This window comes from Pseudoalteromonas sp. bablab_jr011, assembly GCF_016464045.1.
Taxonomy (GTDB): domain Bacteria; phylum Pseudomonadota; class Gammaproteobacteria; order Enterobacterales; family Alteromonadaceae; genus Pseudoalteromonas; species Pseudoalteromonas lipolytica.
On the sequence record NZ_JACDWU010000017.1, the window covers coordinates 1 to 23,023 of the forward strand.

A 23,023-nucleotide genomic window follows, 5' to 3' on the forward strand; every position below is an offset into this window, starting at 1 on the left:
AAGCAAATTGCGCACATAGAAAAGGCGCTCAATGCGAGGCCGAGAAAATGTCTAGGGTTTAGGCAACCAGCGGTAATATTCGATGAATTACGCAAAGCAGCCTAATTTAGCGAGTGGTGCACTTCGGACTTGAATTCGCGGCACAGTGGTATTAATTAAGCGCATTGCATTGGTATAGTTTAATAAACAAAAAGGGGCTGTGTGCCCCTTATGTTTACTGAAAATCCCACGATATATTCGATACAAGGCCACAGGGCTCACATCTAAAATCAAATAAGCCAAACCATGGCTCAGGCAGTTTCCAGTCACCATCACAGCTTGGACAACGTCGTTTGAGTTCTGATTCTTTATCAATACCACCAACACGATATAAGTAATAGTAGACAGGTTTTTTAGTCAAATAACTTATTCGCTTAGTAATGTCTTTACCACGACGATACAAATCACTTTGTGTGCTCGCCATTTCCTCAAGGGCTGGAAACTCGCAACGCGTAGCGCCATTGATCTGGATTTGATCGCATGCTTGCCAGTCTTCTTGCCATTTGATCAGTGTTTTGTAATCACCATTAGCAATGGCTGGAATACGAAACAGGGGGACAGGCAAAAAGTCATCACCACAATAAAGTGGGCTGCAGGTATGCACATAAGTGGTGTATAAAATATAACACGATGGGTCCTGACACGCGTCAGCCCCATTTGAATGTATATCTTGGCCGATCACTTTCACTTTAGGCGCTAACAATCCCGCCGAGTGCAGTTGCTCAATGCTGTGTTTAACAAACGGGCTGTTGTTAAGCGGGTGCATCGCATCTTCGGTTGGGCACATAACACGCGTAATAAAATAGCCATCTTTTAAAACAGTGGGGAATTCATCACCGATTATTTGGCCATTAAATCGCAATGCATTCACAAGGCGGTTTATTGCCTGTTCAGCAAGCTCTAGGGTGGTATCTTGGTAGCAATCAAAAGTCAGATCGACAACAAACATTATTTTTTCTCAAGTAATGCTAATAACCTATCTAGTTTTGCTTCAATACGATCTAATTGACTTTCTTTTGGCGCACTAACATGTTCATTTGACGGGTTATTAATGAAATTTTTAATTGAATCCGGATTGTTTTTATACTGACTAACAGCTGCAATAATTACAGGCATTGGCATCGGTTGTGATAGTTTGCTTTTTGTTAGCGCAACTGTAGGGGTTTTACCTTCATCAAGAAGGGTTTTAATTGCATCAAATACAACGGCATTCATTTTTGTATAAACTCTTATTAAAGAATAAAAAGCACTGTAGCGTATGGGCTGCAATGCGCGCGTATGGTAGCAATAATAGAGGTGATGTGAAATTACTTTCCTTATCCATAACCCAAAATTGGTAGATTTTAGGTTATGGATAACTAATCGTGTGTTTATTGACGCAATCGGGCGTCTAATTCATCAATAACCTCACTCCACGCCCCATCTTCAGCTAAAGATTCTGCTAGAAAATGTTGCTGAGCTTCGTCCCAGAATGGAGCCTCCTGTAGTAGGGTGGTATCAGACAGCTGATGCGAGGCAATAAATGCATCGATTTCACTTTCTTTGCTGGGTAAACCTAATTGTGCAAATAAGGTCGAAATATCATGTTTTGTCGTATCCATAATTCTGCTCCTTGTGTATGGCGGTCTTTATTACTGCTCAACCATAATAATGATGAACAGCAGTTTAACTCACGCTGAATTTGTCTTTAATCGCGCTTGGGTATATACCTTATAGTCTAGTACTAAAAATAATAAAACACAGAAAAGGATGAGTATGACAACTGTTGCTGAACCCGAGACCTTACGTGTGCAATACCTAAGTGCTGAAGATATCAGCACGGCCGCTAGTCTTATTTACCAAGCCTATCATGATGACCCCGTACTTCAGAATGTGCTGGGCTACAAAGAAGATAATCCCAGTAAGTATGAAACCAAACTACGCGCTTTAGTACGTGAAGAGCTCGCGAGCTTTTGGCAAGAAAAACAACCTTTAATTGGTTTGTACTCGCAAAGCCGATTAAAAGCCATTGCATGCGTGTTTGATTCATCCAGTGAGTTACAAGCAGAGCGCTATTGGCACTGGCGTTTAAAGTTAATGCTTAGTGCAGGATATCTACAGACAAATCAACTTATTGAAAAAGAGCGCACAATTCGTGAAATGTTAGCTGAAAAAGGGCAGTATTTGTTTTTAGCGTTTATCGCTGTAGACCCTCATTTTCAGGGGCAAGGTTTAGGGCGTTACTTACTTCGAGGACTAGATGATTTAGTAGACAGCCACCAACAAGTATCGGGTTTAGCCGTATTTGTTACACGTGGTGAGCAGCGTGAATTCTTTAGTTCCGAAGGGTTCGAAGTCTTTAAAGCATTAAGCTTTAATCAGGTCGAAGGTGAGTTAATGTTCAAAGCGGCGAAAGAGTAATTGGGACGTTTTGGAAAGTAGCGTGTGCGATTTCTCTTACATTGCTGTGAGTATTATCACTTTAATACAGTTATTTTTGTACCTAAAATGGCTTATTTAAATGATTTATAAAGGATTTATTGTTTTTTGCAATTTTGTGACTTAAGAAAAATTACTTTTTATGCCTATCTACATCTCAGGAATTCTCTAAACTTAACCATGTCAAGAAGACACAGGTTCAATGAATGAACTGATGCCAAGGATTAGGATTATGGCACACCAAGCATGATGCTTAAGCAGGAAGCAAAAGGACAAGTTCTAAGGAAGGCAAGGACGAACAAGGACACTGCCAGGACGCAGTACAATTGCGGAGCAATTGAAAAGGATTGACCAAAGGATGATATTAGCAGGAAGCTAAAGGAGCGTTTGGAAACGTAGAGGATAGCCAGTGAAGGCAAGTGGACGACACTAGGATGTGTTAAATGTGACATGATGTTGCATGGTGGGTGTATCGGATGTATACCCGTTCAGGGGATAGATGAAAACGGCAGCTTCGGCAAAAGTACGGATACTTTATCATGGAAGTAGCAAGATTGGGGCGTGGCTTGAAGCTACGCCTTAGTTCTTTATGGGGTTGTATTTTTAGCTGAGCAACTTAGTATTGTTAACTCGCAACTCGCAACTCGCAACTCGCAACTCGCAACTCGCAACTCGCAACTCGCAACTCGCAACTCGCAACTTAGATCTTATGCGGTGGTATCACCACACTTTTCAGCATTTCATTTTCCATAAACAGCACACCTTGATAGACACTTTCCCCATCACTTGAGAATTCAAAAATAAACTCGCTTTTGATGCCGGGTTTGCCATTTTTTAGAATGCCAATACGTCGCTTATTACATGCAACACTCACCAATTGCACATTTAACTGTTCAATTTGCCTTTGTGCATGAAGATTGGCGGCCTCAGCTACTTTTCTGTTTAACCAAAAAAAGTAGATAATGCTGCCAATAATGATGAGTGTCCATAAACCTGCCATTTACGAAAATAACCTTCCTATTGCACGCGCGAGTGTTTCGCTGCGATTTTCTAAACGTAACAAACCTAATAAGTGAGGTCGAATAGTTGGAATTGCAACTAGGTCTGTGAAAATACTCACAAACAACTGTTCGATATCGGTGTGATGCGCACAACAATCCATAAACACATGTAGGCGCGCAGGATCTTCTAAGGTACTAAAGCAACGTCCGGCAATGGTTAAAAGCACATCTGAATGCGTGTTCATTTCAGAGTTCAATACGGCATCAACCAGTTGGGCTGTTAAACCTTGTGCTGATGCTTTTGATATACTGCGAAGTGCAGCGACGAGTGCTATCTCATCTTTTTGCTCTATGGCATTTAAGCCATAAGCTAAAAGTTGCTCCGCAAAAGCGGGAGGAATTGTAACGTGTTCAAGCATAGCGCTGAGTGGTTGTAACACTTCAACAGGTAGTTGCGGCCACGCTGATTGCAAGTTAGTTAGGTTTTTATCGTTGTCTAATCGCATTGCGAAATCAGCAATGCCTTGTACAGCAACACTTTGCCAATTTTCAAAACCTAGGGTGCCAGAAAAATAAAGTTGTGCATATTCATAATATTGCGATGCACTTTGTTTGAGTAAGCACTTAACTTGGGCATTAAATGCGGCCAATTTATTGGCGTTTGGTGTAAATACATACGGGTTATTGTCGAGCTTGCCTTCGGCATTTTCACCGGTAATTTCGGTACCTAATGCTTCGATGACCATGTTCGCAAAATGATCACGGCTAGCACTGACTAAACGGCTTTGTTCATCGAGTGGGAACTTCAAAAACCAGACATAAGGCTCTTTGGATGCTTTGACATCCCAAAACTGAATCGCAAGCCAAGCGTGACCAGCAAGAGGGTAAGGGTAAGGGATTTTAGTTTCTTCAATCGCAAGAAATTGTTTTTTGTCTAACTTAGTGATGTGTCTACCAATATCAAAAGCACGCCATGTAGTGCCCGCAGCATCAAGAAGTTGCCCTAAAGTAGCAATTTGCTCTGTCATAAAATCCCAATCGTCGTTTATAAATCGTTATAAGATGCGAATTATACGCCATACCATGGCGCCTTGGAACAGGGTATAATAAGTCCAAAGGTTTTAAGAGTTATATAATGTATCAACAGACTTTGGCGCTGCTGCGCGAATTACAAACGACACTCCAACGTCATGAACTATGGCAAACAGCTGCAATTGATCCTGCAGCATTAAATTCATCTGTTCCGTTTTGTCATGACACCATGGCGTTTGAGCAGTGGTTACAATTTGTATTTATTGAAAAAATGCAGGTGTTAATCACCAATAACCAGCCATTGCCTCGAAACTTTGCTATTGCGCCTATGGCTGAAATGATGCTGGCACAACATGCCGGTGGCCATGATGTTATTAGCGTTTTACTAAAGCTTGATCAGCATTTGAGTGATAACCAAGATGGATGAAATTGTTAAACCGCACTATGAAGAGTTAACGGTTTTATATCGCGACGAAAATTATATCGCAATAGACAAACCGTCTGGTTTACTGGTGCATCGCTCATTTTTAGATAAACACGAAACACAATTTGCCATGCAAATGCTACGTGATCAAATTGGTCAACATGTGTTTCCGGTGCACCGTTTAGATAGACCCACCTCAGGTGTTTTATTGTTTGCATTGAGCTCAGAAGCGGCTCGAGACATGAATCAATTGTTTATTGATGGGCAAATAGAAAAGCGTTACTTAGCCTTGGTTAGGGGCTTTTTAAATGAGTCAATCTTCCTTGATAAGCCTTTAAAAGAAGAACTCGATAAAATAGCCGATAAGTTTGCTGATCAAAATAAGGCTGCACAAGAGGCGCAAACTCACTTTAACTGCTTGCACCAAGCTGCTTTGCCGATCCCAATTGGTAAATACCCCACTGTGCGTTATTCGCTAGTGGAGTGTTTTCCTAAAACGGGGCGAAAGCACCAAATTAGACGGCATTTAAAACATTTATCGCTACCGATAATTGGTGATGTAAACCACGGTGATAACCAACATAACCAATTTTTTAGAGAGCACTTTCAGCTGCGTCGTCTGATGTTATTTGCGTCTGAGCTAAAGTTTGTGCACCCTTATAATAAACAAGTAATAACGATTAGAGCCCCCCTTGGAGAGGCGATGTTAACGATTTGCCAGCAACTAGGCTGGCCAACAGAAGAAAAGGATTATTATGGCAACCATTAGTATTTTTGTCGGCAGTGTGTACGGCGGTGCAGAGCGTTTAAGTGAGCAAGTAATTGAGGTGATTGAAAAGTCACCGCACCAAGTACAGCTTATTGAAAATGGCACAGTAGAAGACATGCTGGCTGCTTCACATATATTGGTGATTACCTCGACCACAGGCCAAGGTGATATTCCTGATAATTTAGTGACATTGTACAGCCAATTAAATGATCAATTCCCCATGTTAACAGGCAAGCAGTATGGCATTATCGCTATGGGTGACCGCAGCTATGGTGATACATTTTGTGGGGCAGGGCGCAGTTTTGATGAACTATTTCGTGATTTACAGGCAAAGCCTGTTGGTCATCGCCTTGAAATTGATGCCTGTGAAGACTTTGAACCGTGGCCGGTAACTGAGCCATGGTTAAATGAATGGCTAACAAAAATTAGCTAATAGCTTATAGCCTATTCACACGTGCCGATTGGGGAAAGCAATTGGCACGGTCTGCGACTTTAAGTGCGCTCTTACTGTGCGATACCTCATTCACCGCGAGACACCTCCTGTAGTCGGTTTAACGGTGATTTTTATGATTTAAAGATTTAAATATCGGAATAATCACACTTTGCAATTAATGCCTGCCTAAATCGCGTTTAATTCTAACTGAAACTCGCATCTTTAGGTGGTTTGGGTATACTAACGGCTTCATTTTATGAGGCTGTTATGATTTCAAAAAACCAACTGAAACTTATTCGAGCATTAGGTCAGAAGAAATACCGCAAGCAATACAACCAGTATTTAGTTCAAGGTGAAAAAAATGTCCTTGAGTTATTAAACAGTGGTTTGAGTATCGCAAATATATTCGCAACCCCCGCGTTTATTGCCGCGCATCGCTCAGCACTTGCAGCCCATCAAATTATCGAAGCCGATGAAGACAGTCTAACGAAAGCCAGCACCTTGGTGACCAATAACGCAGCCATTGCTGTTGTTGATATGCCAAAGCAGCAAGCATTACCCACCTCGGGCCTTATTTTAGCGCTAGACGGCGTATCAGACCCCGGTAACTTAGGCACAATTATTCGCGTGGCGGACTGGTATGGAATTAACCATATAGTGACAAGCCAAGACAGTGCCGATGCATATAATCCAAAAACCATTAGTGCAACCATGGGGTCATTTGCCCGTGTGACAGTGTCGCAAACCGATTTAACGTGCTATTTACCGAGCTTAAACCTGTCCGTTTATGGGGCTTTTTTAGCGGGTGATAATATTCATCAAGCAAAGCTTAAACAAGATGCTGTTCTTTTAATGGGCAGTGAATCGCACGGTATTCGTCCAGATTGTGAAAAGCTGGTCACTGATAAAATAACCATACCAGCTTATGGTCAGGCTGAATCGCTGAACGTAGCCATGGCAACAGGCATTATTTTAGATAATTTTAAACGTCACGCTTAACCTTTTGTTATAAAATGAGTTAAATTGCAGAATAATAATAAAAATCGGTAAAACAACTAGATGCGCTTAAGCACCATAAAGTTAGCGGGTTTCAAATCGTTTGTTGAACCCACTAAAATCCCATTTCCTGATCAAATGACTTGTGTTGTCGGGCCTAACGGCTGTGGCAAATCAAATGTTATTGATGCGGTGCGCTGGGTGCTTGGTGAAAGTTCAGCTAAGAACTTACGTGGCGATGCCATGACCGATGTTATTTTTAATGGCTCAACCAATCGTAAGCCGATTTCACAGGCCTCTGTTGAGCTAATTTTTGATAATACCAGTGGTCATTTACCGAATACGTTTGCTGACAGGAACCAAGTTGCCATTAAGCGTTTGGTAACGCGTGATGGGCAATCTATTTATTTTCTTAATGGCAGCAAATGTCGTAAGCGCGACATTACTGATATTTTTTTGGGAACAGGGCTTGGGCCGCGAAGCTATGCCATTATAGAACAAGGCATGATATCGCGACTAATCGAGAGTAAGCCTGCCGATTTGCGTGTGTTTTTAGAAGAAGCCGCCGGGGTGTCTAAATACAAAGAGCGCCGACGCGAAACACAAACCCGTATTAAAAGTACTCGCGAAAACCTTGAGCGCTTACTGGATGTTCGTAAAGAGTTACAAACGCAACTCGATAAACTTGCTGTACAGTCAGTCGACGCGAAAAAATACCGTGAGTTAAAAGCCACAGAGCGGACTCTAAAAGGGCAAATTGCGGTTTTAAAGTGGCAAAAGCTGCATCAACAGCAAGTTGATAAGGCTGCTGAAATAGATAAGCTTAAAGAACAAATACAGTTTTTTAAAGAAGCCCACTCTGGTCATGATGATGTTTTAGCGAGCCTTGAGAATCAAGTACAGCTTGAGCAGCAAAAATTACAAGACGCACAACACGCGCAGCACCAAACTCACACTGAGTTAACGCGTAAAGAGCAGCAACAAATCAGCTTAAAGCAACAGCAGCAAAATATTAGTCAAAACTTGATTAAGCAGCAGCAACTGCAATTGCAAAACAAAGAGTTGCAGGCTGAGCAACACGCTGCGGCTTCTTTACTGCAAGAGCAGTTACAAGAAGCGATAGAGCAAAGTTTATTATGTGCAGAGCACGTGGCCGAAGTTGAACTTCACGCATCAGAACAACATCAGCACAGACATACTGCTTCACAGGAATACCAGCGTGCATTAGAGCAAAGTCAAACGCTCAGTAGTGAGGTGACAGTAGCCAAAAATCAGCTGGCGCATTTTTCGCAATCCATCGACCAACTAGAGACACAGCTTAAACAGCTTACGGACGAAATCAGTGAGCTTGAAGCGACTCCTGTTGCGACGCAGATTACTGAGCAGCAAACTCATATCCAAGCGCTCACCAAGGAACTTGCTCAACAGCAAACGGCTCTGAATCGGCTGACACAAAATCTAGCGCAAACAGAGACAGAGCAAGCACAGTTAGCGCAAGCACTACAACGGGTGCAACAACACAGCAATGAAAATAAAGCCAGTATTGCGGCACTGAGTTCAGTCCTGAGTGAGCATGCTGACAGTGACCGCACTTCTTTATTATCGCAATTAAAAGTAACGCCAGGTTTTGAGCCTCTCGTTGAGCAAGCTTTACTGGGTCTTGAGCATTTACAGGTCAGCAAAAATGCGCAGCCTAATAGTGTTTGGTCACAGACCCTTGCTGTGCCTGAACATTCATTAGCACAATACATTGAACAGGGGATTTACCCTGAATTGCTGACACGATTTGCATTTCAAGCAACGTTTGATGAAGCGATTCTAGCGGATCCATATTGGCTCGCCGTGATTGATGAAAAGGGCTGTATTTATGGTCGTAATTTTCAAGCTGATGCAAAAAAAGACACGGACAACTCACTGCTGTTAAAACATGCCCAGTTGAGTGATGCAGAGGAACTTGATGAAGAGCTCAATGAGCAAATCGCAGACAAGCAACAGCAGCTCGACAGTCACCTTACCAAAAAGAACACGCTCATCGCTGAAAAAGAGCAACACAGAGAGCGCATTCATCACGTTGCGCAGCAAATTGCCTCAGCAAGTACTCGCAGAGACATGCTCCTTGAGCAGCAAACGCAGTGGCAAAATCAACTGGCTAAATTACAGCTGCGCAAAACGTCGCTTAAAGAGCAAATGCAAGGTGTCGTTCAGCAACAAGAAAACCAACAATTGCGCCTAGAAGATTTGCTAGAACACCACGCAACGCTTGAAAGTAACCTTGAACAGGCTAAGCAAGTGCAAATGGATGCTGACAATCAGTATCGCCAAGTTGCGTCTCAATTAGAGCATTACAAGACACTTGCCCATCAAGCGAATTTAGCGGAACAAAAAGCCCGTAGTGAGTGTCAACTCAGTGAAACAAAATTACAACATGCTGATGCAGCACATACAGCCGCAAGTGACGCTGTTTTAGAATTAACAGCGCAGTTAGAAGAGTTAGTGATCCCGCTTGAAGAGACGGCAGAGCATATTGTGTTATTGCTTGAAAAACATCAACAAAGTGACGTTGAGCTAAAAAACTTGCAAGCGTCACTGACTCACGCTAAAAAGGAACTAGCGGATAAGCAGGCATCGCTTAAATCATCGCAATCAGAGCTAGTTACGTTGCAAGAACAACTGCAATCACTGGCGTTAGATGAACAAAGTTTGCTTGTAAAAGCGCAAGCGGCGCTGGAGCCACTTGAAGAGTTGGATCAACACTTAAAAACAGTGCTTGAATCACTGCCAGACAATGCCAACTTAAATAGTATGCAAAGCATGCTATCTAAAACGACGCAGGGCTTACATGAACTAGGGGCGGTTAACTTAGCCGCGATCGATGAGTTTGAGCAGGCTAAGCAGCGAAGTGACTATTTAGATCAGCAACTTGATGATTTAACTCAAGCACTTAATACGCTTGAGGGCGCGATTCAAAAAATCGACCGTGAAACAAAAAATCGATTTAAGGCGACGTTTGAACAAGTAAATAGTGATTTTGGTGAGTTATTTCCAAAAGTATTTGGCGGCGGAAGCGCTTACTTAGAATTAACCAGTGATGACTTGCTTGAAAGTGGTGTTAGTATAATGGCACGGCCTCCTGGCAAGAAAAATTCGACAATTCACCTGCTTAGTGGTGGAGAAAAAGCGCTGACCGCATTATCATTGGTGTTTTCAATATTCAGGCTCAATCCAGCTCCATTCTGTATGCTAGATGAAGTGGATGCGCCATTGGATGATGCAAATGTGGGTCGTTTTTGCCGTTTGGTAGAAGAGATGTCACAATCAGTGCAATTTATTTATATCAGTCATAATAAGATTGCTATGGAAATGGCAGGCAGATTGACGGGTGTAACTATGGCTGAACCAGGCGTTTCACGTATGGTTGCCGTAGATATCGAACAAGCTGTGCAAATGGCACATGCATAAATTTAGTTTGGCATATCAAATAATAAAGGTGAGGGGATGGCCGAAGAATTAAGATGGGCTTTAATCGTAATCAGTGTATTTGTCATTGGTGGTTTATTAATTCATGGTTTATGGTCTGTGCGCAAAAAGGATAATCCTGATGTTGAGCAGCAAGAACGGGTTGAGCCAAATGAAGCAAGTGCAGAAACGAGTGAATCTTCACAGCCTTATGCGCAAGAGCGTGATGAGCCTGAGTTTGGTGATTTAAGCTTTACTGCTGAAAACACCGAAGAGCCAGACGTTGAAGTCGAAGAAGCGGCTGACACTGAAGAGCAACCAGAATCGCCTGCACCGACAGACTTTATAATTGTGCACTTACAGATGCCAGAAGGCTTAGCAATGGAGGGCAGTCAATTACTGCCAGCTGTTAATATGCTAGGTTTCAAATACTCGGATGAAGGCTTCTTTAATCGCCATCTAGACCCTGCTGGAACAGGCCCTGTGTTATTCCGTTTAGTGAATATGTACAATCCTGGAACGTTTGATATTGATAATATGGAACAGTTCAGCACAGCGGGTGTTAGTTTGTTTATGACATTACCATGCGATGGTGATGGCCTAAGTGCCTTCAATATGTTGCACAGCGCTGCTAAAAAGTTAGCGGATGAGTTTGGTGCGACTATTTTAGATAGCAACCGTGAAGAAATGACGGTTGATAGCGTACGTGAATATGTTGAAAAGGTAAGAAGCTTTTCAGCGTAATCCATATTCGCAAGTAAATGATTGTTAGGCCACTTGGCGTTAAGTCGTCTAAGTGGCTTTTTTATGTAGATTTTTGAGGTTTTCATGTCCAGCCCTATCTTTGAGCAAATTAGTCAACTACGTGCCCAGTTAGAAGAGCATAACCATAATTATTATGTGCTGGATGCACCCAGTATTCCCGATGCTGAATATGACCGCTTAATGCGAGAACTAAGTAGCTTAGAGCAAGCAAATCCTGAGTTTCAGAGTCCTGATTCACCCAGCCAAAAAGTGGGTGGGGCCGCGCTTGATAAATTTGAACAAGTAACCCACCAAGTTCCTATGTTGTCGCTTGATAATGCTTTTTCACAAGAAGAGTTTGCGGCGTTTAATCGCCGAATTAAAGAGCGCGTGATGGATACCCGCGAACTCACATTTTGCTGCGAACCAAAGCTTGACGGTTTAGCTGTGTCGATTATTTATCGTAATGGTGTGCTGGTTCAAGCTGCAACACGTGGCGATGGTATGGTGGGTGAGAATATTACACAAAACGTGAAAACGATTCGTAATGTGCCATTAAAACTTCGCGGCAATGACTTTCCTGCTGAACTTGAAGTACGCGGCGAAGTATTTATGGACAGTGCAGGCTTTGCAAAACTGAACAGCGACGCTGAAAAGCGAGGCGAAAAGGTATTTGTTAACCCGCGTAATGCTGCGGCTGGGAGTTTACGTCAGCTCGATTCTAAGGTAACGGCAAAACGCCCATTAATGTTTTATGCATACAGCACAGGGCTGGTGGCTGATGGGCAATTGCCAGAAGATCATTACCAACAACTGGCAAAATTGACTGATTGGGGATTACCACTTTGCCCTGAAACTAAGTTAGTTGAAGGTCAACAGGCGGCGCTTGATTATTACCAAGACATCTTAGCGCGCCGAAGTGAGCTTGCCTATGAAATTGACGGTGTGGTTATTAAGGTCAACGACAAAAAGCTCCAAGAGCGCTTGGGCTTTGTTGCTCGCGCTCCTCGTTGGGCTATTGCGTTTAAGTTTCCAGCTCAAGAAGAAATTACACAACTTTTAGATGTTGAATTCCAAGTAGGCCGAACGGGTGCAATTACACCGGTAGCACGTTTGGAGCCCGTATTTGTTGGCGGAGTGACTGTATCGAATGCCACTTTGCATAATGGGGATGAAATAGCCCGTTTAGGCGTTAAAATTGGCGATACGGTGATTATTCGCCGCGCAGGCGATGTAATCCCTCAAATTACCCAAGTGGTACTGGAGCGTCGTCCTGAGAGTGCAAGAGAGATTGTATTCCCAACCACTTGTCCAATTTGTGACTCGCATGTAGAGCGTATCGAGGGTGAAGCAGTTGCACGATGCACCGGTGGGTTGGTGTGCCATGCACAGCGTAAACAAGCAATTAAGCATTTTGCTTCACGTAAAGCGCTTGATATTGACGGGTTAGGAGACAAAATTGTTGACCAATTAGTCGATCGTGAGCTTATCAAAACGCCTGCTGATTTATTTATTTTAAAACAAGGTCACTTTGAGTCACTTGAACGAATGGGGCCAAAGTCTGCTAAAAATTTGGTGAATGCGCTGCAAGAGGCAAAGCAAACTACGTTAGCTAAATTTCTTTACTCTTTGGGTATTCGTGAAGTCGGTGAAGCAACAGCTCAAAACCTCGCTAATCACTTTTTAACCTTAGAGAAAATTACACAAGCCAGTGTTGATGCACTAACAGAAGTGAGCGATGTGGGTGAAATTGTTGCTAAGCATGTGCGCGGGTTCTTTAGTGAAGAGCACAACATGGCTGTTGTTAATGCGTTAATAGAGCAGGGAATTCATTGGCCAGCTTTAAATGCACCAAGCGCTGAGAAGCAACCTTTAGCTGGTCTGACGTATGTTTTAACAGGCACCTTAAGTGAGCTTAATCGAAACGATGCGAAAGCGCGTCTGCAAGCTCTCGGTGCAAAAGTATCGGGGAGTGTATCGGCTAAAACAAATGCCCTTATTGCAGGTGAAAAAGCAGGCTCTAAACTAACAAAAGCACAAGAGTTGGGTATTGAGGTGCTTACTGAAGCCGATTTAATTGCTTTATTAAGTGAACACAATGGATAGTTTGCAGCAAGCTGTCTCGTCAGTCGCTTTAACGATAGGTCAGTGGATTCAACCCCATTTGTATAATATTTCTTTATTGTTAGTGGTGTGTTTTATCTCATTATATGCCAACGATATTATTAAAGTGACTAAGCGCTTTGTTGCCAGACGTCACTTTATTATTCGCGTGTTATGCTTTGTTGCCGTGACAGGCTTTGGTATGGGGCTTTTGGTGGTGTTTGTGACGCCATTTTTAAGTAAGCTACTGATGTTATTAGGTATAAAGTGGTTAGGTTTAACGTTAACCGGTGCATTCTTAGTATTGGGTGTTATCGCAGATAAGAAGAATCAGCTATGATGCGTTACGGGCCAGAATATTGGGATAAACATGGCGCTTATCGAACCCCCATAGCGTTTCATTTAACCTTGTTAGTACTGCTTCGTAGTTATTTTATCTGGTTAATGGCCGCGTTAAGTCGGCGCCCTGATTTAGATATTATGTCGTTGTTTTTTAGCTCTAAATCAGAGTTTTTTATGGCGATAGGCATTGCAGCAATTGCGCTGTTACCCGCGGTTGTTTTTTGTTTTAGAAGGCCACAAGAAAACCCTGAAACCGCTAAGCGGTGGGCAACTGTGTGGCGTTTTATGCGGTGGCCTTTGATTGTGTGTGCTGTGATAGATTTAGGCTGGCTGACCTACCAAGCCGCGCACAGTTATTATCAATTCTCATTTTTTTTGGCGTGCCAAATGGTATTGGTGCTTTGGGTGCTACTTTATCTGGTAAAAAGTCGCTATTTATCCGTGTTTTTCAATGATTGGCCCGATCCAATCGTAAAAAAAGGAAACTAACCATGCTGGCTATTAATCAATTACTAGCAAAAATTTCAGCATTGATTGCAGTGGTATTGATTGCCCTGTGGTTTTTTACACCACTTTGGCACAGTGTCGCGTTTTCTTTTTTTGTTCTTTTGTGGGCTTTTATCACAGTATCAAGTCTGTACCGTGTGACACCTTTATTCGTGTCACGCAATCCAATTGAAGATTCATTAAAGCGCGATGTTAACCAGTTAGCATTGATTAGCCTTTCCGGTTTGTTTGATTTTAAACGCAAAGCGGAATTTGTATTAATAGGGCAGATTAAAAAGATAAAAATTGGCGATGGCATTATTCATGTTACCGATATCAATGAACAGACATTGACCGCAGTTTTAAGCGTTGCAGAGTCGAAAATTGACGCTTATTTACATACCTTACTGTCTGAACGAGAACGCGAAAATATAAAAATAATTAAGCAGTCTAGTACCGACTAGCCATAATACAGAATCATTTCGATGGATTTAACCAGTTGCTATCTGCGTTAAAAATTGCTCATGAACGACAGTTTCGTTGTGGGCGTTAGAGCAAGGTAGGAGCAATGGCCGATAGCAACTAAATATCATCGTTTTTGCCTTGCGACCACACGTTTTTTTTGCATCAAAATAGATCATTTAAGTAAGTAAATTGGTATAAGGTTTAATTTGCTTAACTATTTTTTAAGCAGTATTTTGAACGTGGGTTTATCAATCCTAGGAGAACACAATGTTAACTTGGCAAGATATTTTAGAGTTTGCCCACAACGGCAATCCAACACCTCCCCGTAGAGTTGAAAAAACGCCATTAGAGTGGCAGCGTGAGCTTGCGCAAGATACTTTCTATGTAACACGCCAAAAAGGCACAGAGCGTCCGCACAGCTCTGATTCATGCACACTCTTTGAGCCTGGGAAATATGCGTGTATATGTTGCGATAATTTATTGTTTGATGCCGATGAAAAGTTTGACAGTGGCACTGGTTGGCCTTCATTTACCCAACCAAGCAGTGTCGAAAGCATTGCGTACATAGCCGATACAAGTCACGGTATGCAACGTATTGAGGCTATTTGTAATGTCTGCGATGCCCATTTAGGTCATGTTTTTCCTGATGGTCCGCCGCCAAGTGGTTTGCGCTACTGCATGAATGCGGTTGCAATGAAAAAATGCGATTAGGTAAACTAATCTAAATATTGCGCAATAATAAAAATAAGGTGCTCTCGGTAAATTGGCTTACTGATAGTGTAGTCTGTCAAGATACTTGATTGTGCCTTATCATCCTTTAAAGCCGAGGCTGTTACAGCAATAATCGGGATATGTTTAAAACGATCATCACTGCGAATTAACTGGCTGGCTTCAAGCCCTCCCATTACAGGCATCTTCAAATCCATTATGATTAGGTCAGGCTGATGTTGCTCTATTTTTTTCAGTGCATCTTCACCATTAATTGCTGTATCGATAGTAAAACTCCAGCGCGATAAGAACGATTCTAAATAATCACGGTTATAGGGAATGTCGTCTACGATTAAAATGCGCGCAGGATTAAAGTGATAACTAGTGATTGCAGGGTAATTACGGTGCTCAATTTCTGTTATTGATTCAGCTAACTCGACGTTGGGAATTGAAACAATAAACTCACTGCCTTTGCCTTTTTCACTGATAACCGATAACTCGCCGCCCATCAATTTTATAAAGCGTAATGAAATAGCAAGGCCTAACCCTGTACCACCAAACTCAGAACTGCGTTGTCCTTGAACTTGTTCAAAGTCATTAAAGATTAAATCTTGTTGATCTTTTGGAATGCCTTTACCGGTATCTTTCACATGAATTTTTATATCAAGGTGGCTGTCGTCATCATGTGGTTTAAAGTCAAAGTATACGCTTACACTGCCTTGTGACGTAAACTTAATAGCATTACTTATTAAGTTGGTAAGTACTTGACGAAGCTTGTTACTGTCGAGCAATACAGGGGGAGTGAGTTCAGGGTGTGCGGTTACTTTAAAATTGAGATCTTTTTGTGCGCTGAGCTGTAAAAACATCATATTTAATTCATGGCACATGGTGGGAATCTCAACCCGCTCAATATCGAGCTGCATTTTACCTGCATCGACTTTTGATAAATCAAGAATATCGTTTAGTACGTTTAATAACGAATTGCCTGAGATGGAAATCGCTTCAAGGTAGCGGCGTTTGTTTTTGTCGGTTTCGCTGTCTTGCAATAATTGGCTGAAGCCTAACACGGCATTTAAAGGTGTTCTTAACTCGTGAGACATATTGGCTAAAAAGCGACTTTTTGCTTGGTTTGATTGTTCTGCTTGTTCTTTTGCATCCAAGTATTCTTGAGTGCGCTTAGCCACGGTTTCTTCGAGTTGGCTGTGCTGTTCATGCATGCTGTTAATTTGTTGTCTAACCGCGGCTCGCATCATTTTAAAGCCACTGGCAAGTGTGCCTATTTCATCTTGGCTTTTAATATTAATAGGGCAATTTAAATCGCCTGTGGTCACTGCATGGGAGAACTCAACAAGTTGATCAATGGGTTGCAAAATTATGCGCCTAATAATGATATAAGCAATAATGAGTGCAGTTAGCAGATAGATTGCAAATAAAGAGACGGCGTTACTGATAATAGATTTGGTTTTTTGGGATAAATCGATGTCAGAAAACGTGACAATAACGTAACCAATATTTTCACCGTAATGATTTTTTACTGGCACTGTTACAGCGTACTGGTGATCAAGCGCGATAATATTATTTTGTCTCGGATTGAGTTGCTGCAATATCGTTTGATTCTTCTCTAAGGTATCGACTTTGCTGTTATCGGGGTGAGCCGCAATAAAGTTATTTTGATCAATAAAATAAATGGTTTTGAGGTCATCAAAGGTATTATGTTTGAGAATATTTTTTAATGTTATCCCCTGAATTTTTAAGACCCAACTGCCAGCGGTGTTATCTGATGTTAATGAGTTTATTTCAGACAGCATCGGCGAAACAATCGCGTCTGCTTTTTCACTCATATTAAGCAAGGTTTGCTCTTTTAATTCCAAGACATGTATAGCCGTGCTCACGCCTAAAATTAGCGTGATAGTAAAGCCGATGATTATCAGAATTTTATGCGCAATACTGATTCTCATTGGCTGCTCTTAGTTTGTGTTTTTAAAGCGTGCATGTTTGCATTAATTTTTGCATCAGTACTTTTAATTAATTGTTTAATGTCGGCACCATAAAATATTTGGCTAAATGTTTGCGAAATAATTTCACCAATGACTGGAAATTCAACCATACCGGCTTGCAGTCGATCAGGCGTGGCATGCTCAAACACCCATAGCATTGCGCTGTTAAAGCCGGGTTTATTGACTAAAGTAAATAGCTTTTCGTGCCATACCTTTTGTCTTGGCGGCGACCCCCCGGTGCTGAGTAAAGCGGCCGTTTGCTCACTCGTTGCCCATTGAATAAATAACCAGGCTGCAATTTTTTTATTAGAGTGGCTATTAATCGCAAATGCCCATGCCCATGGTGATGTTTCTCTGGCAACAGGTCCTTTTGGAAGGGGAGCGGCTTCCCATTTATTCCAAATATCGGATTCTTCAGCCGTGTCTATTTCATTGTAAAAGTGAGACGCAAGGATTGCTGAAGCCAGTTTGCCGTGCTTAAACAATTGACGTATCTCATAAAAATGCAGTAAGCGGCTATTTTCCGGATTACCGTAACCTGTAACTAAGTTTCGATACATTTTAAGGCTTTGTGCCGTCTGTGGACTATCAAATGTTGATACACCTTGTTCATTGAGCACTTCTGCGCCATAGGCACGCATTACGGGTAACACCGTCCATGTATTAAGCCCCGCACCGGGTAGTGTGCGTGAAGCAAACGCGTGCATGCCGGCGAGTTTAGAGTCGGCATCAATCGCGCGCTGTAATTTTATTTTAGTTGCGTGTAACTGCTCGTAAGTATCTGGTACTTCAAGGTTAAAGCGCTCAAATAAATCTTTGCGATAAAAATAAATAGGGGCTGAAAAATCAAAAGGTAAAGAATAAAGTTTGTTATCTATTTTGCAAAGAGTGAGGCTTCTTTCGCTAATATCTTCAAGTTGATACCACGTTTTATCTGTTATGAGTGGGTTATCTAGATAAGGTTGTAGGGGCTCTATCCAGCCTTGATTTTGTGCTTCACCTAAAAATGTAATGCCCATAGGCAATACATCGTATAGGCCTAAACCTTCGCTTAAATCTTGATGACGACGAGAGCGCATTTGAGATTGTTCCAGCGCATGGAAACCAACAGAAATCCCGGTAAGCTGCTCAAACAGGGGGATATAAGGTTTAAGAGCCAAAAATGCGGGCTGCTCGTCAGCCAGTATATTTATATGACTGCCTGCTTCACTTTGCCAATTTATATTAGCTTGCTGCCAATACTGCAAAGTAGCAGAAGCAATACTGACTGGACTGAAGAGTGCTATTGCAGCTAAAAGAAGCTTAATTGATTTCAAAAAAGGGCGCTCCATAATGAGAACATTTACTCAGATAGCTGAAGATTCATTTTTGCAGCTTGCGCTTTTATTTTTTCGAAGCGAGTGGCTTGCTCATCGTGTAATGTGTATTCATTAAGTAAAGCGTAGCATTTTTTTGCTAGCAATAAGTTAAATGATTGCCCTTGCGCATTAGAGTCGAATAAACATTGTAAAAGATTCAATGCAATACTGGCGTTTTTAGGCATAATTCTAAAGGCCTGTGTAAACGCTTCGAGCGCAATATTTAGCTGGCCTTTATTAAATTGCGTAACAGCATGGTTATTGAGTTCTTTCGGCCCCATTTTGATATCACGACGTTCAGTTTGCTGTTGTTGAATGTAGCGAAGAAACACAGGATCACTTACCGAAGGATGGCGCTCACAATGACTAATAATTTGATTAAAGAGTGTTTGCGCTTTGTTGTGAAAACCGAGCTCGTGGAATGCCTTTGCTTTATCAAGCGCACCATCAACAGAACGAATTTGACTGTCACTCTCATCAAGCTGCTCGATTAGGGCCTTTGCTTTTTTATGCTCGTCTTTCAAATAATGTAAACGTGCGTTGAGTACATCAATTTGGGTTTGATTGTTACTATTTGGAAACTGTTGTTTTAAATCATTTAAATATTGATTTGTTTGTCTCGCAATACGATTAACTTGGTCTGTTTGATCTGTTGTCAGAGCAAAATCGATACCTGCCCGTGCTGCATTTAAGTATATATCAGGGTGATCGTGTATGGAGTGCTTTGCATAACTGGCGATATCTTTTTGCGTTAAGTAGCTTTTCTCGTAGTCATGATTTAACAGTGATACATGGCTGAGTGTTTTTTGTCGCTCAATGTTTCTTGGTGCTATATCAACAGCTTGACTAAAAAATAGTTGAGCGTCATCAAACTTATTAAGTTTAATGTCTAAACGACCTAACAAATCAAGGGCCACAAGGCGAGTTTCACTGCGCTGTAGCATGGTTTTTAACATGCGTTGAGCAAGAATATGCTCATTATTGGCAATAAGCGCTTCTACTAACCCGACTTTAGCCCACGTAAACTTTTGTATATCGAGTACGGATTTAAAAAATGTTTTTGCATCTTCATTTCGATTTAAACGAAGTAGGGCATCACCTTTTAATCGTAATAAAATGGCACTGTAGGTATTACTTTTATTTTGTAGTAATTCATCGATTTTCTTTATTGCTTTCGAGTCATTTTCATCATCAATTAGCTGATAAACACTGTAAAGGTGGTGCTTACGTAGTAGTACTTTCTCAATACGGCTTTTTAATTCATAAATGGTAAATGGCTTTACTAAAAAATCGTCAGGCTGGAGCTCTAACACACTGTGAACTAGAGAACCGCTTGTTTCGGCTGAAATGAAAATAAACCCTGTGGAGTTTTTAATTAAGCGTTTAACTTTAAGTTCTTCGTAAAGTTGGTAGCCATCTTGGTGCTTACTTAAATTGAATGAGCAAACAATGAGATCAAATTGTTCGTCCTGACATTGTTCTTTGGCTGAAATGGCATGGTCAGCAAAGCGCAGTTGTCGAAAACCTAATCCTTCGAGGGATTGTTTCATGTAGCTTTGAGCGAGTGGTTGCTCTTCAACTATTAAAATTTTGGCTTTCGAAAAAATCTTTGCAGGCATTGGACTTGCGATCGAGTGATATTAACAGTGACTATAATAAACAGTCTAGCTGCTGACAAGGCAAATTACAGGTTTTCAGTTAATTTAAAAACCTGACTCATGCTATAGCATGACTTATGTCGTATTTTTTATTTCCTTTTTATCTCAAAGAATTAGCTTAACAATCAGCTACAAACGTGATGATATTTATATTAGTGAATATCAAAAATGGCACAACGACTAGACGTGTTTTACAGGTGGTGGGTCGTACTGGACTAGCACCATCGAGCCGAGTCTTTGTAGAGAGTAACGATGCTTTTAGAAAATTTTTAATATGGAGCATAGAAAAGAGTGTTTTATAGCTGGTGGGTCGTACTGGACTTGCACCATCGAGCCTAGTCTTTGTAGAGAGTGGCGATGCTTTTAGAAAATTTTTAATATGGAGTATGGAAAAGAGTGTTTTATAGGGGTGGGTTGTACTGAACTTGAATCATCGAGCTTAGTCTTTGTAAAGAGTGGCGATGCTTTTAGAAAGTTTAGAATATAAAGTATGGAGTATGGAGTATGGAGTATGGAGTATGGAGTATGGAGTATGGAGTATGGAGTATGGAGTATGGAAAAGAGTGTTTTATTTGTGGTGGGTTGCACTGGACTTGAACCATCGAGTCGAGTCTTTGTAAAGAGTGGCGATGCTTTTAGAAAGTTTAGAATATAAAGTATGGAGTATGGAGTATGGAGTATGGAGTATGGAGTATGGAGTATGGAGTATGGAGTATGGAGTATGGAGTATGGAGTATGGAGTATGGAAAAGAGTGTTTTATATGTGGTGGGTCGTACTGGACTTGAACCAGTGACCCTCGCCTTGTAAGGGCGATGCTCTCCCAACTGAGCTAACGACCCACATGTAATTGCCGAAAGGCTAATTTGTAAAGATTAAATGGTGGGTCGTACTGGACTTGAACCAGTGACCCTCGCCTTGTAAGGGCGATGCTCTCCCAACTGAGCTAACGACCCAAATAATCTTTTTCTTCGCGATACCATTTTTAAAATGGTGGGTCGTACTGGACTTGAACCAGTGACCCTCGCCTTGTAAGGGCGATGCTCTCCCAACTGAGCTAACGACCCGCGAAGAATAATCTAAATGAGAACACCATTAAACTTGGATTAATGGTGGGTCGTACTGGACTTGAACCAGTGACCCTCGCCTTGTAAGGGCGATGCTCTCCCAACTGAGCTAACGACCCATTTAGATTGTGTAATATGAAGTACCATTAAAAGATAATGGTGGGTCGTACTGGACTTGAACCAGTGACCCTCGCCTTGTAAGGGCGATGCTCTCCCAACTGAGCTAACGACCCATATTACATGCAATAAATTCTTAATGTTGAGTTTACACCATTTAAATGGTGGGTCGTACTGGACTTGAACCAGTGACCCTCGCCTTGTAAGGGCGATGCTCTCCCAACTGAGCTAACGACCCATTAAGAACTTTAGATATGAACACCATTTAATAATGGTGGGTCGTACTGGACTTGAACCAGTGACCCTCGCCTTGTAAGGGCGATGCTCTCCCAACTGAGCTAACGACCCATATCTAAAAAACAACTCATTGCTGCGTTGTTGTGGGGCGCTATTATAGATAGAGTTGTAAATGTGTCAACACTTGAATGAGTAAAAATGTGCTAGATGCAGCTTTTATAAACAACGACATGGCTTTTTTACATTTTTTGATGAACAATTATGCAATTCAGTGCTTTTCCTTCTATACGCAAGCTGACTTTTAGGCTGTTTGGGGTCAATTACTTTAGCGAGGATGAGCTGTGTTAGTTTTGTTTATATGTAAATGCATTTGTCGGTTGTATAAATAAGTACAACGCAGTGCTCTTTTTTAACGTTAATTAAAAGGGCGTGGGGGAGGGGAAGAATGATCAATTTAGTTATAAAATTAAGATATCGCCGTTTTCCATATAAATGTATACCTTTTAGTAAGCGAAACCTCCTTTCATTGAGGCACAATAAAATCTAAACAGCACGCTAATATGTAAAATTCAGCTATTTATTAGTGGATTGTATAAAATAGCTTCTCCTCGGGGTGTTATTTAGTCAGCTTGTTGAAATTTAAATCATTTAAATAAAGTTAGATAAAAAACTGTTGACTTTATTTGGGGGGCTGCATAGAATGCGCCCCGCACTCAGCGATACACGTCAGCATTAGTTGGTAGTGTGTATGCAAAGTCGGGGCTATAGCTCAGCTGGGAGAGCGCTTCGCTGGCAGCGAAGAGGTCTGCGGTTCGATCCCGCATAGCTCCACCAATTTTGCATAGTGTTTGTCCTAGGGTAGCAGTTTCTGCGTCCCCATCGTCTAGAGGCCTAGGACACCGCCCTTTCACGGCGGTAACAGGGGTTCGAATCCCCTTGGGGACGCCACTTATTTATGTAAGTGAGCTAATACTAAGGCGCTAAACATGTCAATCTCGAGTATTTACATGTTAATTTAGCAACCTTACTCTGATATGAGTCAAACTATCATTTAATGTCCTAGTGACACATTTTTGTGTCCCCATCGTCTAGAGGCCTAGGACACCGCCCTTTCACGGCGGTAACAGGGGTTCGAATCCCCTTGGGGACGCCACTTACTTTAACCGTGTTAAAGA

At 41.7% G+C, this 23,023-nt stretch carries 20 protein-coding genes, 10 tRNA genes and 1 pseudogene; 16 read left to right on the top strand and 15 right to left on the bottom strand.

All coding sequences use genetic code 11. From position 1 onward, the window contains the following. A pseudogene (locus JIG41_RS00235) lies at window positions 1–105 on the top strand (IS30 family transposase); the annotation flags it as partial. A 109-nt stretch (window positions 106–214) separates the two neighbouring features. Here the strand turns inward: JIG41_RS00235 and JIG41_RS00240 are convergent. From JIG41_RS00240 to JIG41_RS00250, 3 genes are all read right to left on the bottom strand, one after another. Continuing rightward, on the bottom strand, window positions 215–988 hold the full coding sequence (locus tag JIG41_RS00240; RefSeq protein WP_036969585.1) for a Zn-ribbon-containing protein: 774 nt from the start codon (window positions 986–988) through the stop codon (window positions 215–217). After that, window positions 988–1,254, bottom strand: a complete 267-nt coding sequence (locus JIG41_RS00245; protein WP_036969583.1) for a hypothetical protein — start codon at window positions 1,252–1,254, stop codon at window positions 988–990. The genes JIG41_RS00240 and JIG41_RS00245 overlap by 1 nt, the downstream gene beginning before the upstream one ends. A gap of 155 nt (window positions 1,255–1,409) precedes the next feature. Further along, window positions 1,410–1,640 carry a DUF2789 domain-containing protein gene (locus JIG41_RS00250; RefSeq protein WP_036969581.1) on the bottom strand — a complete coding sequence of 77 codons (231 nt, stop codon included), beginning with the start codon at window positions 1,638–1,640 and terminating at the stop codon, window positions 1,410–1,412. A 148-nt stretch (window positions 1,641–1,788) separates the two neighbouring features. On the opposite strand from JIG41_RS00250, the gene JIG41_RS00255 reads away from it, so the two are divergent. Further along, window positions 1,789–2,439 (top strand): GNAT family N-acetyltransferase, encoded by a 651-nt coding sequence (locus JIG41_RS00255; protein WP_118844163.1) that lies wholly within the window; start codon window positions 1,789–1,791, stop codon window positions 2,437–2,439. A 718-nt stretch (window positions 2,440–3,157) separates the two neighbouring features. Here JIG41_RS00255 and JIG41_RS00260 read toward each other — a convergent pair. Both JIG41_RS00260 and JIG41_RS00265 read right to left on the bottom strand, forming a co-directional pair. Continuing rightward, the gene (locus JIG41_RS00260) at window positions 3,158–3,457 is read right to left on the bottom strand and encodes a DUF3301 domain-containing protein (protein ID WP_036969572.1); all 300 of its coding nucleotides are present in this window, start codon (window positions 3,455–3,457) and stop codon (window positions 3,158–3,160) included. After that, window positions 3,458–4,486, bottom strand: a complete 1,029-nt coding sequence (locus tag JIG41_RS00265; protein WP_036969569.1) for a DUF3549 family protein — start codon at window positions 4,484–4,486, stop codon at window positions 3,458–3,460. 107 nt (window positions 4,487–4,593) lie between these two features. Here JIG41_RS00265 and JIG41_RS00270 point away from each other — a divergent pair, with 107 nt between their 5' ends. The 11 genes from JIG41_RS00270 to msrB all read left to right on the top strand — a co-directional run bounded on the left by JIG41_RS00270 (window position 4,594) and on the right by msrB (window position 15,419). After that, the gene (locus JIG41_RS00270) at window positions 4,594–4,917 is read left to right on the top strand and encodes a YqcC family protein (protein WP_036969562.1); all 324 of its coding nucleotides are present in this window, start codon (window positions 4,594–4,596) and stop codon (window positions 4,915–4,917) included. Continuing rightward, window positions 4,910–5,683, top strand: a complete 774-nt coding sequence (truC, locus tag JIG41_RS00275; protein WP_036969558.1) for a tRNA pseudouridine(65) synthase TruC — start codon at window positions 4,910–4,912, stop codon at window positions 5,681–5,683. Before JIG41_RS00270 ends, truC begins: the two co-directional genes overlap by 8 nt. Then, on the top strand, window positions 5,670–6,116 hold the full coding sequence (locus tag JIG41_RS00280; protein ID WP_199524083.1) for a flavodoxin: 447 nt from the start codon (window positions 5,670–5,672) through the stop codon (window positions 6,114–6,116). Before truC ends, JIG41_RS00280 begins: the two co-directional genes overlap by 14 nt. Window positions 6,117–6,383: 267 nt before the next feature. Continuing rightward, window positions 6,384–7,115: an RNA methyltransferase gene (locus tag JIG41_RS00285; RefSeq protein WP_199524084.1), complete on the top strand. Its 732-nt coding sequence runs from the start codon at window positions 6,384–6,386 to the stop codon at window positions 7,113–7,115. 60 nt (window positions 7,116–7,175) lie between these two features. Continuing rightward, a complete protein-coding gene (locus JIG41_RS00290; RefSeq protein WP_199524085.1) occupies window positions 7,176–10,571 on the top strand; it encodes a chromosome segregation SMC family protein in 3,396 nt (1,131 codons plus the stop codon). 36 nt (window positions 10,572–10,607) lie between these two features. Continuing rightward, the gene (gene zipA / locus JIG41_RS00295) at window positions 10,608–11,312 is read left to right on the top strand and encodes a cell division protein ZipA (protein ID WP_036969545.1); all 705 of its coding nucleotides are present in this window, start codon (window positions 10,608–10,610) and stop codon (window positions 11,310–11,312) included. 84 nt (window positions 11,313–11,396) lie between these two features. Continuing rightward, window positions 11,397–13,418, top strand: coding sequence for an NAD-dependent DNA ligase LigA (gene ligA / locus JIG41_RS00300; protein ID WP_199524086.1), 2,022 nt, complete (start codon window positions 11,397–11,399; stop codon window positions 13,416–13,418). After that, a complete protein-coding gene (locus tag JIG41_RS00305) occupies window positions 13,411–13,755 on the top strand; it encodes a DUF3392 family protein (protein ID WP_036969540.1) in 345 nt (114 codons plus the stop codon). Before ligA ends, JIG41_RS00305 begins: the two co-directional genes overlap by 8 nt. Continuing rightward, a complete protein-coding gene (locus JIG41_RS00310) occupies window positions 13,752–14,246 on the top strand; it encodes a DUF2919 domain-containing protein (protein ID WP_065979790.1) in 495 nt (164 codons plus the stop codon). The genes JIG41_RS00305 and JIG41_RS00310 overlap by 4 nt, the downstream gene beginning before the upstream one ends. Window positions 14,247–14,248: 2 nt before the next feature. Next, the gene (locus tag JIG41_RS00315; protein WP_036969534.1) at window positions 14,249–14,707 is read left to right on the top strand and encodes a hypothetical protein; all 459 of its coding nucleotides are present in this window, start codon (window positions 14,249–14,251) and stop codon (window positions 14,705–14,707) included. 268 nt (window positions 14,708–14,975) lie between these two features. Continuing rightward, on the top strand, window positions 14,976–15,419 hold the full coding sequence (gene msrB / locus JIG41_RS00320; RefSeq protein WP_199524087.1) for a peptide-methionine (R)-S-oxide reductase MsrB: 444 nt from the start codon (window positions 14,976–14,978) through the stop codon (window positions 15,417–15,419). A gap of 5 nt (window positions 15,420–15,424) precedes the next feature. Here msrB and JIG41_RS00325 read toward each other — a convergent pair whose 3' ends face one another. The 10 genes from JIG41_RS00325 to JIG41_RS00370 form a co-directional block, all read right to left on the bottom strand. Continuing rightward, on the bottom strand, window positions 15,425–17,374 hold the full coding sequence (locus tag JIG41_RS00325) for an ATP-binding protein (protein ID WP_199524088.1): 1,950 nt from the start codon (window positions 17,372–17,374) through the stop codon (window positions 15,425–15,427). After that, window positions 17,371–18,729 (bottom strand): extracellular solute-binding protein, encoded by a 1,359-nt coding sequence (locus JIG41_RS00330; RefSeq protein WP_199524089.1) that lies wholly within the window; start codon window positions 18,727–18,729, stop codon window positions 17,371–17,373. The genes JIG41_RS00325 and JIG41_RS00330 overlap by 4 nt, the downstream gene beginning before the upstream one ends. Before the next feature lie 26 nt (window positions 18,730–18,755). Then, window positions 18,756–20,390 carry a response regulator gene (locus JIG41_RS00335; protein ID WP_065979792.1) on the bottom strand — a complete coding sequence of 545 codons (1,635 nt, stop codon included), beginning with the start codon at window positions 20,388–20,390 and terminating at the stop codon, window positions 18,756–18,758. Window positions 20,391–21,193: 803 nt separating this feature from the next. Continuing rightward, window positions 21,194–21,269: transfer RNA gene (locus tag JIG41_RS00340), tRNA-Val, on the bottom strand. Between the two features lie 38 nt (window positions 21,270–21,307). Continuing rightward, window positions 21,308–21,383, bottom strand: a tRNA-Val gene (locus tag JIG41_RS00345). 35 nt (window positions 21,384–21,418) lie between these two features. Continuing rightward, window positions 21,419–21,494 (bottom strand) — tRNA-Val (locus JIG41_RS00350). Window positions 21,495–21,537: 43 nt separating this feature from the next. Continuing rightward, window positions 21,538–21,613, bottom strand: a tRNA-Val gene (locus JIG41_RS00355). 38 nt (window positions 21,614–21,651) lie between these two features. Then, window positions 21,652–21,727, bottom strand: a tRNA-Val gene (locus JIG41_RS00360). A 46-nt stretch (window positions 21,728–21,773) separates the two neighbouring features. Beyond that, a tRNA-Val gene (locus JIG41_RS00365) sits at window positions 21,774–21,849 on the bottom strand. Window positions 21,850–21,883: 34 nt separating this feature from the next. Continuing rightward, a tRNA-Val gene (locus JIG41_RS00370) sits at window positions 21,884–21,959 on the bottom strand. Window positions 21,960–22,606: 647 nt separating this feature from the next. On the opposite strand from JIG41_RS00370, the gene JIG41_RS00375 reads away from it, so the two are divergent. The 3 genes from JIG41_RS00375 (at window position 22,607) to JIG41_RS00385 (ending at window position 23,001) form a co-directional block, all read left to right on the top strand. Continuing rightward, a tRNA-Ala gene (locus JIG41_RS00375) sits at window positions 22,607–22,682 on the top strand. A 38-nt stretch (window positions 22,683–22,720) separates the two neighbouring features. Continuing rightward, window positions 22,721–22,796, top strand: a tRNA-Glu gene (locus tag JIG41_RS00380). Between the two features lie 129 nt (window positions 22,797–22,925). Beyond that, window positions 22,926–23,001, top strand: a tRNA-Glu gene (locus JIG41_RS00385). Window positions 23,002–23,023 lie beyond the last annotated feature (22 nt).

Excerpts from the sequence above, each read along its gene's own strand:
- JIG41_RS00240 (WP_036969585.1), bottom strand. The coding sequence starts at position 988 with ATGTTTGTTGTCGATCTGACTTTTGATTGCTACCAAGATACCACCCTA.
- JIG41_RS00245 (WP_036969583.1), bottom strand. The coding sequence starts at position 1,254 with ATGAATGCCGTTGTATTTGATGCAATTAAAACCCTTCTTGATGAAGGT.
- JIG41_RS00250 (WP_036969581.1), bottom strand. The coding sequence starts at position 1,640 with ATGGATACGACAAAACATGATATTTCGACCTTATTTGCACAATTAGGT.
- JIG41_RS00255 (WP_118844163.1), top strand. The coding sequence starts at position 1,789 with ATGAGTATGACAACTGTTGCTGAACCCGAGACCTTACGTGTGCAATAC.
- JIG41_RS00260 (WP_036969572.1), bottom strand. The coding sequence starts at position 3,457 with ATGGCAGGTTTATGGACACTCATCATTATTGGCAGCATTATCTACTTT.
- JIG41_RS00265 (WP_036969569.1), bottom strand. The coding sequence starts at position 4,486 with ATGACAGAGCAAATTGCTACTTTAGGGCAACTTCTTGATGCTGCGGGC.
- JIG41_RS00270 (WP_036969562.1), top strand. The coding sequence starts at position 4,594 with ATGTATCAACAGACTTTGGCGCTGCTGCGCGAATTACAAACGACACTC.
- truC (WP_036969558.1), top strand. The coding sequence starts at position 4,910 with ATGGATGAAATTGTTAAACCGCACTATGAAGAGTTAACGGTTTTATAT.
- JIG41_RS00280 (WP_199524083.1), top strand. The coding sequence starts at position 5,670 with ATGGCAACCATTAGTATTTTTGTCGGCAGTGTGTACGGCGGTGCAGAG.
- JIG41_RS00285 (WP_199524084.1), top strand. The coding sequence starts at position 6,384 with ATGATTTCAAAAAACCAACTGAAACTTATTCGAGCATTAGGTCAGAAG.
- JIG41_RS00290 (WP_199524085.1), top strand. The coding sequence starts at position 7,176 with ATGCGCTTAAGCACCATAAAGTTAGCGGGTTTCAAATCGTTTGTTGAA.
- zipA (WP_036969545.1), top strand. The coding sequence starts at position 10,608 with ATGGCCGAAGAATTAAGATGGGCTTTAATCGTAATCAGTGTATTTGTC.
- ligA (WP_199524086.1), top strand. The coding sequence starts at position 11,397 with ATGTCCAGCCCTATCTTTGAGCAAATTAGTCAACTACGTGCCCAGTTA.
- JIG41_RS00305 (WP_036969540.1), top strand. The coding sequence starts at position 13,411 with ATGGATAGTTTGCAGCAAGCTGTCTCGTCAGTCGCTTTAACGATAGGT.
- JIG41_RS00310 (WP_065979790.1), top strand. The coding sequence starts at position 13,752 with ATGATGCGTTACGGGCCAGAATATTGGGATAAACATGGCGCTTATCGA.
- JIG41_RS00315 (WP_036969534.1), top strand. The coding sequence starts at position 14,249 with ATGCTGGCTATTAATCAATTACTAGCAAAAATTTCAGCATTGATTGCA.
- msrB (WP_199524087.1), top strand. The coding sequence starts at position 14,976 with ATGTTAACTTGGCAAGATATTTTAGAGTTTGCCCACAACGGCAATCCA.
- JIG41_RS00325 (WP_199524088.1), bottom strand. The coding sequence starts at position 17,374 with ATGAGAATCAGTATTGCGCATAAAATTCTGATAATCATCGGCTTTACT.
- JIG41_RS00335 (WP_065979792.1), bottom strand. The coding sequence starts at position 20,390 with ATGCCTGCAAAGATTTTTTCGAAAGCCAAAATTTTAATAGTTGAAGAG.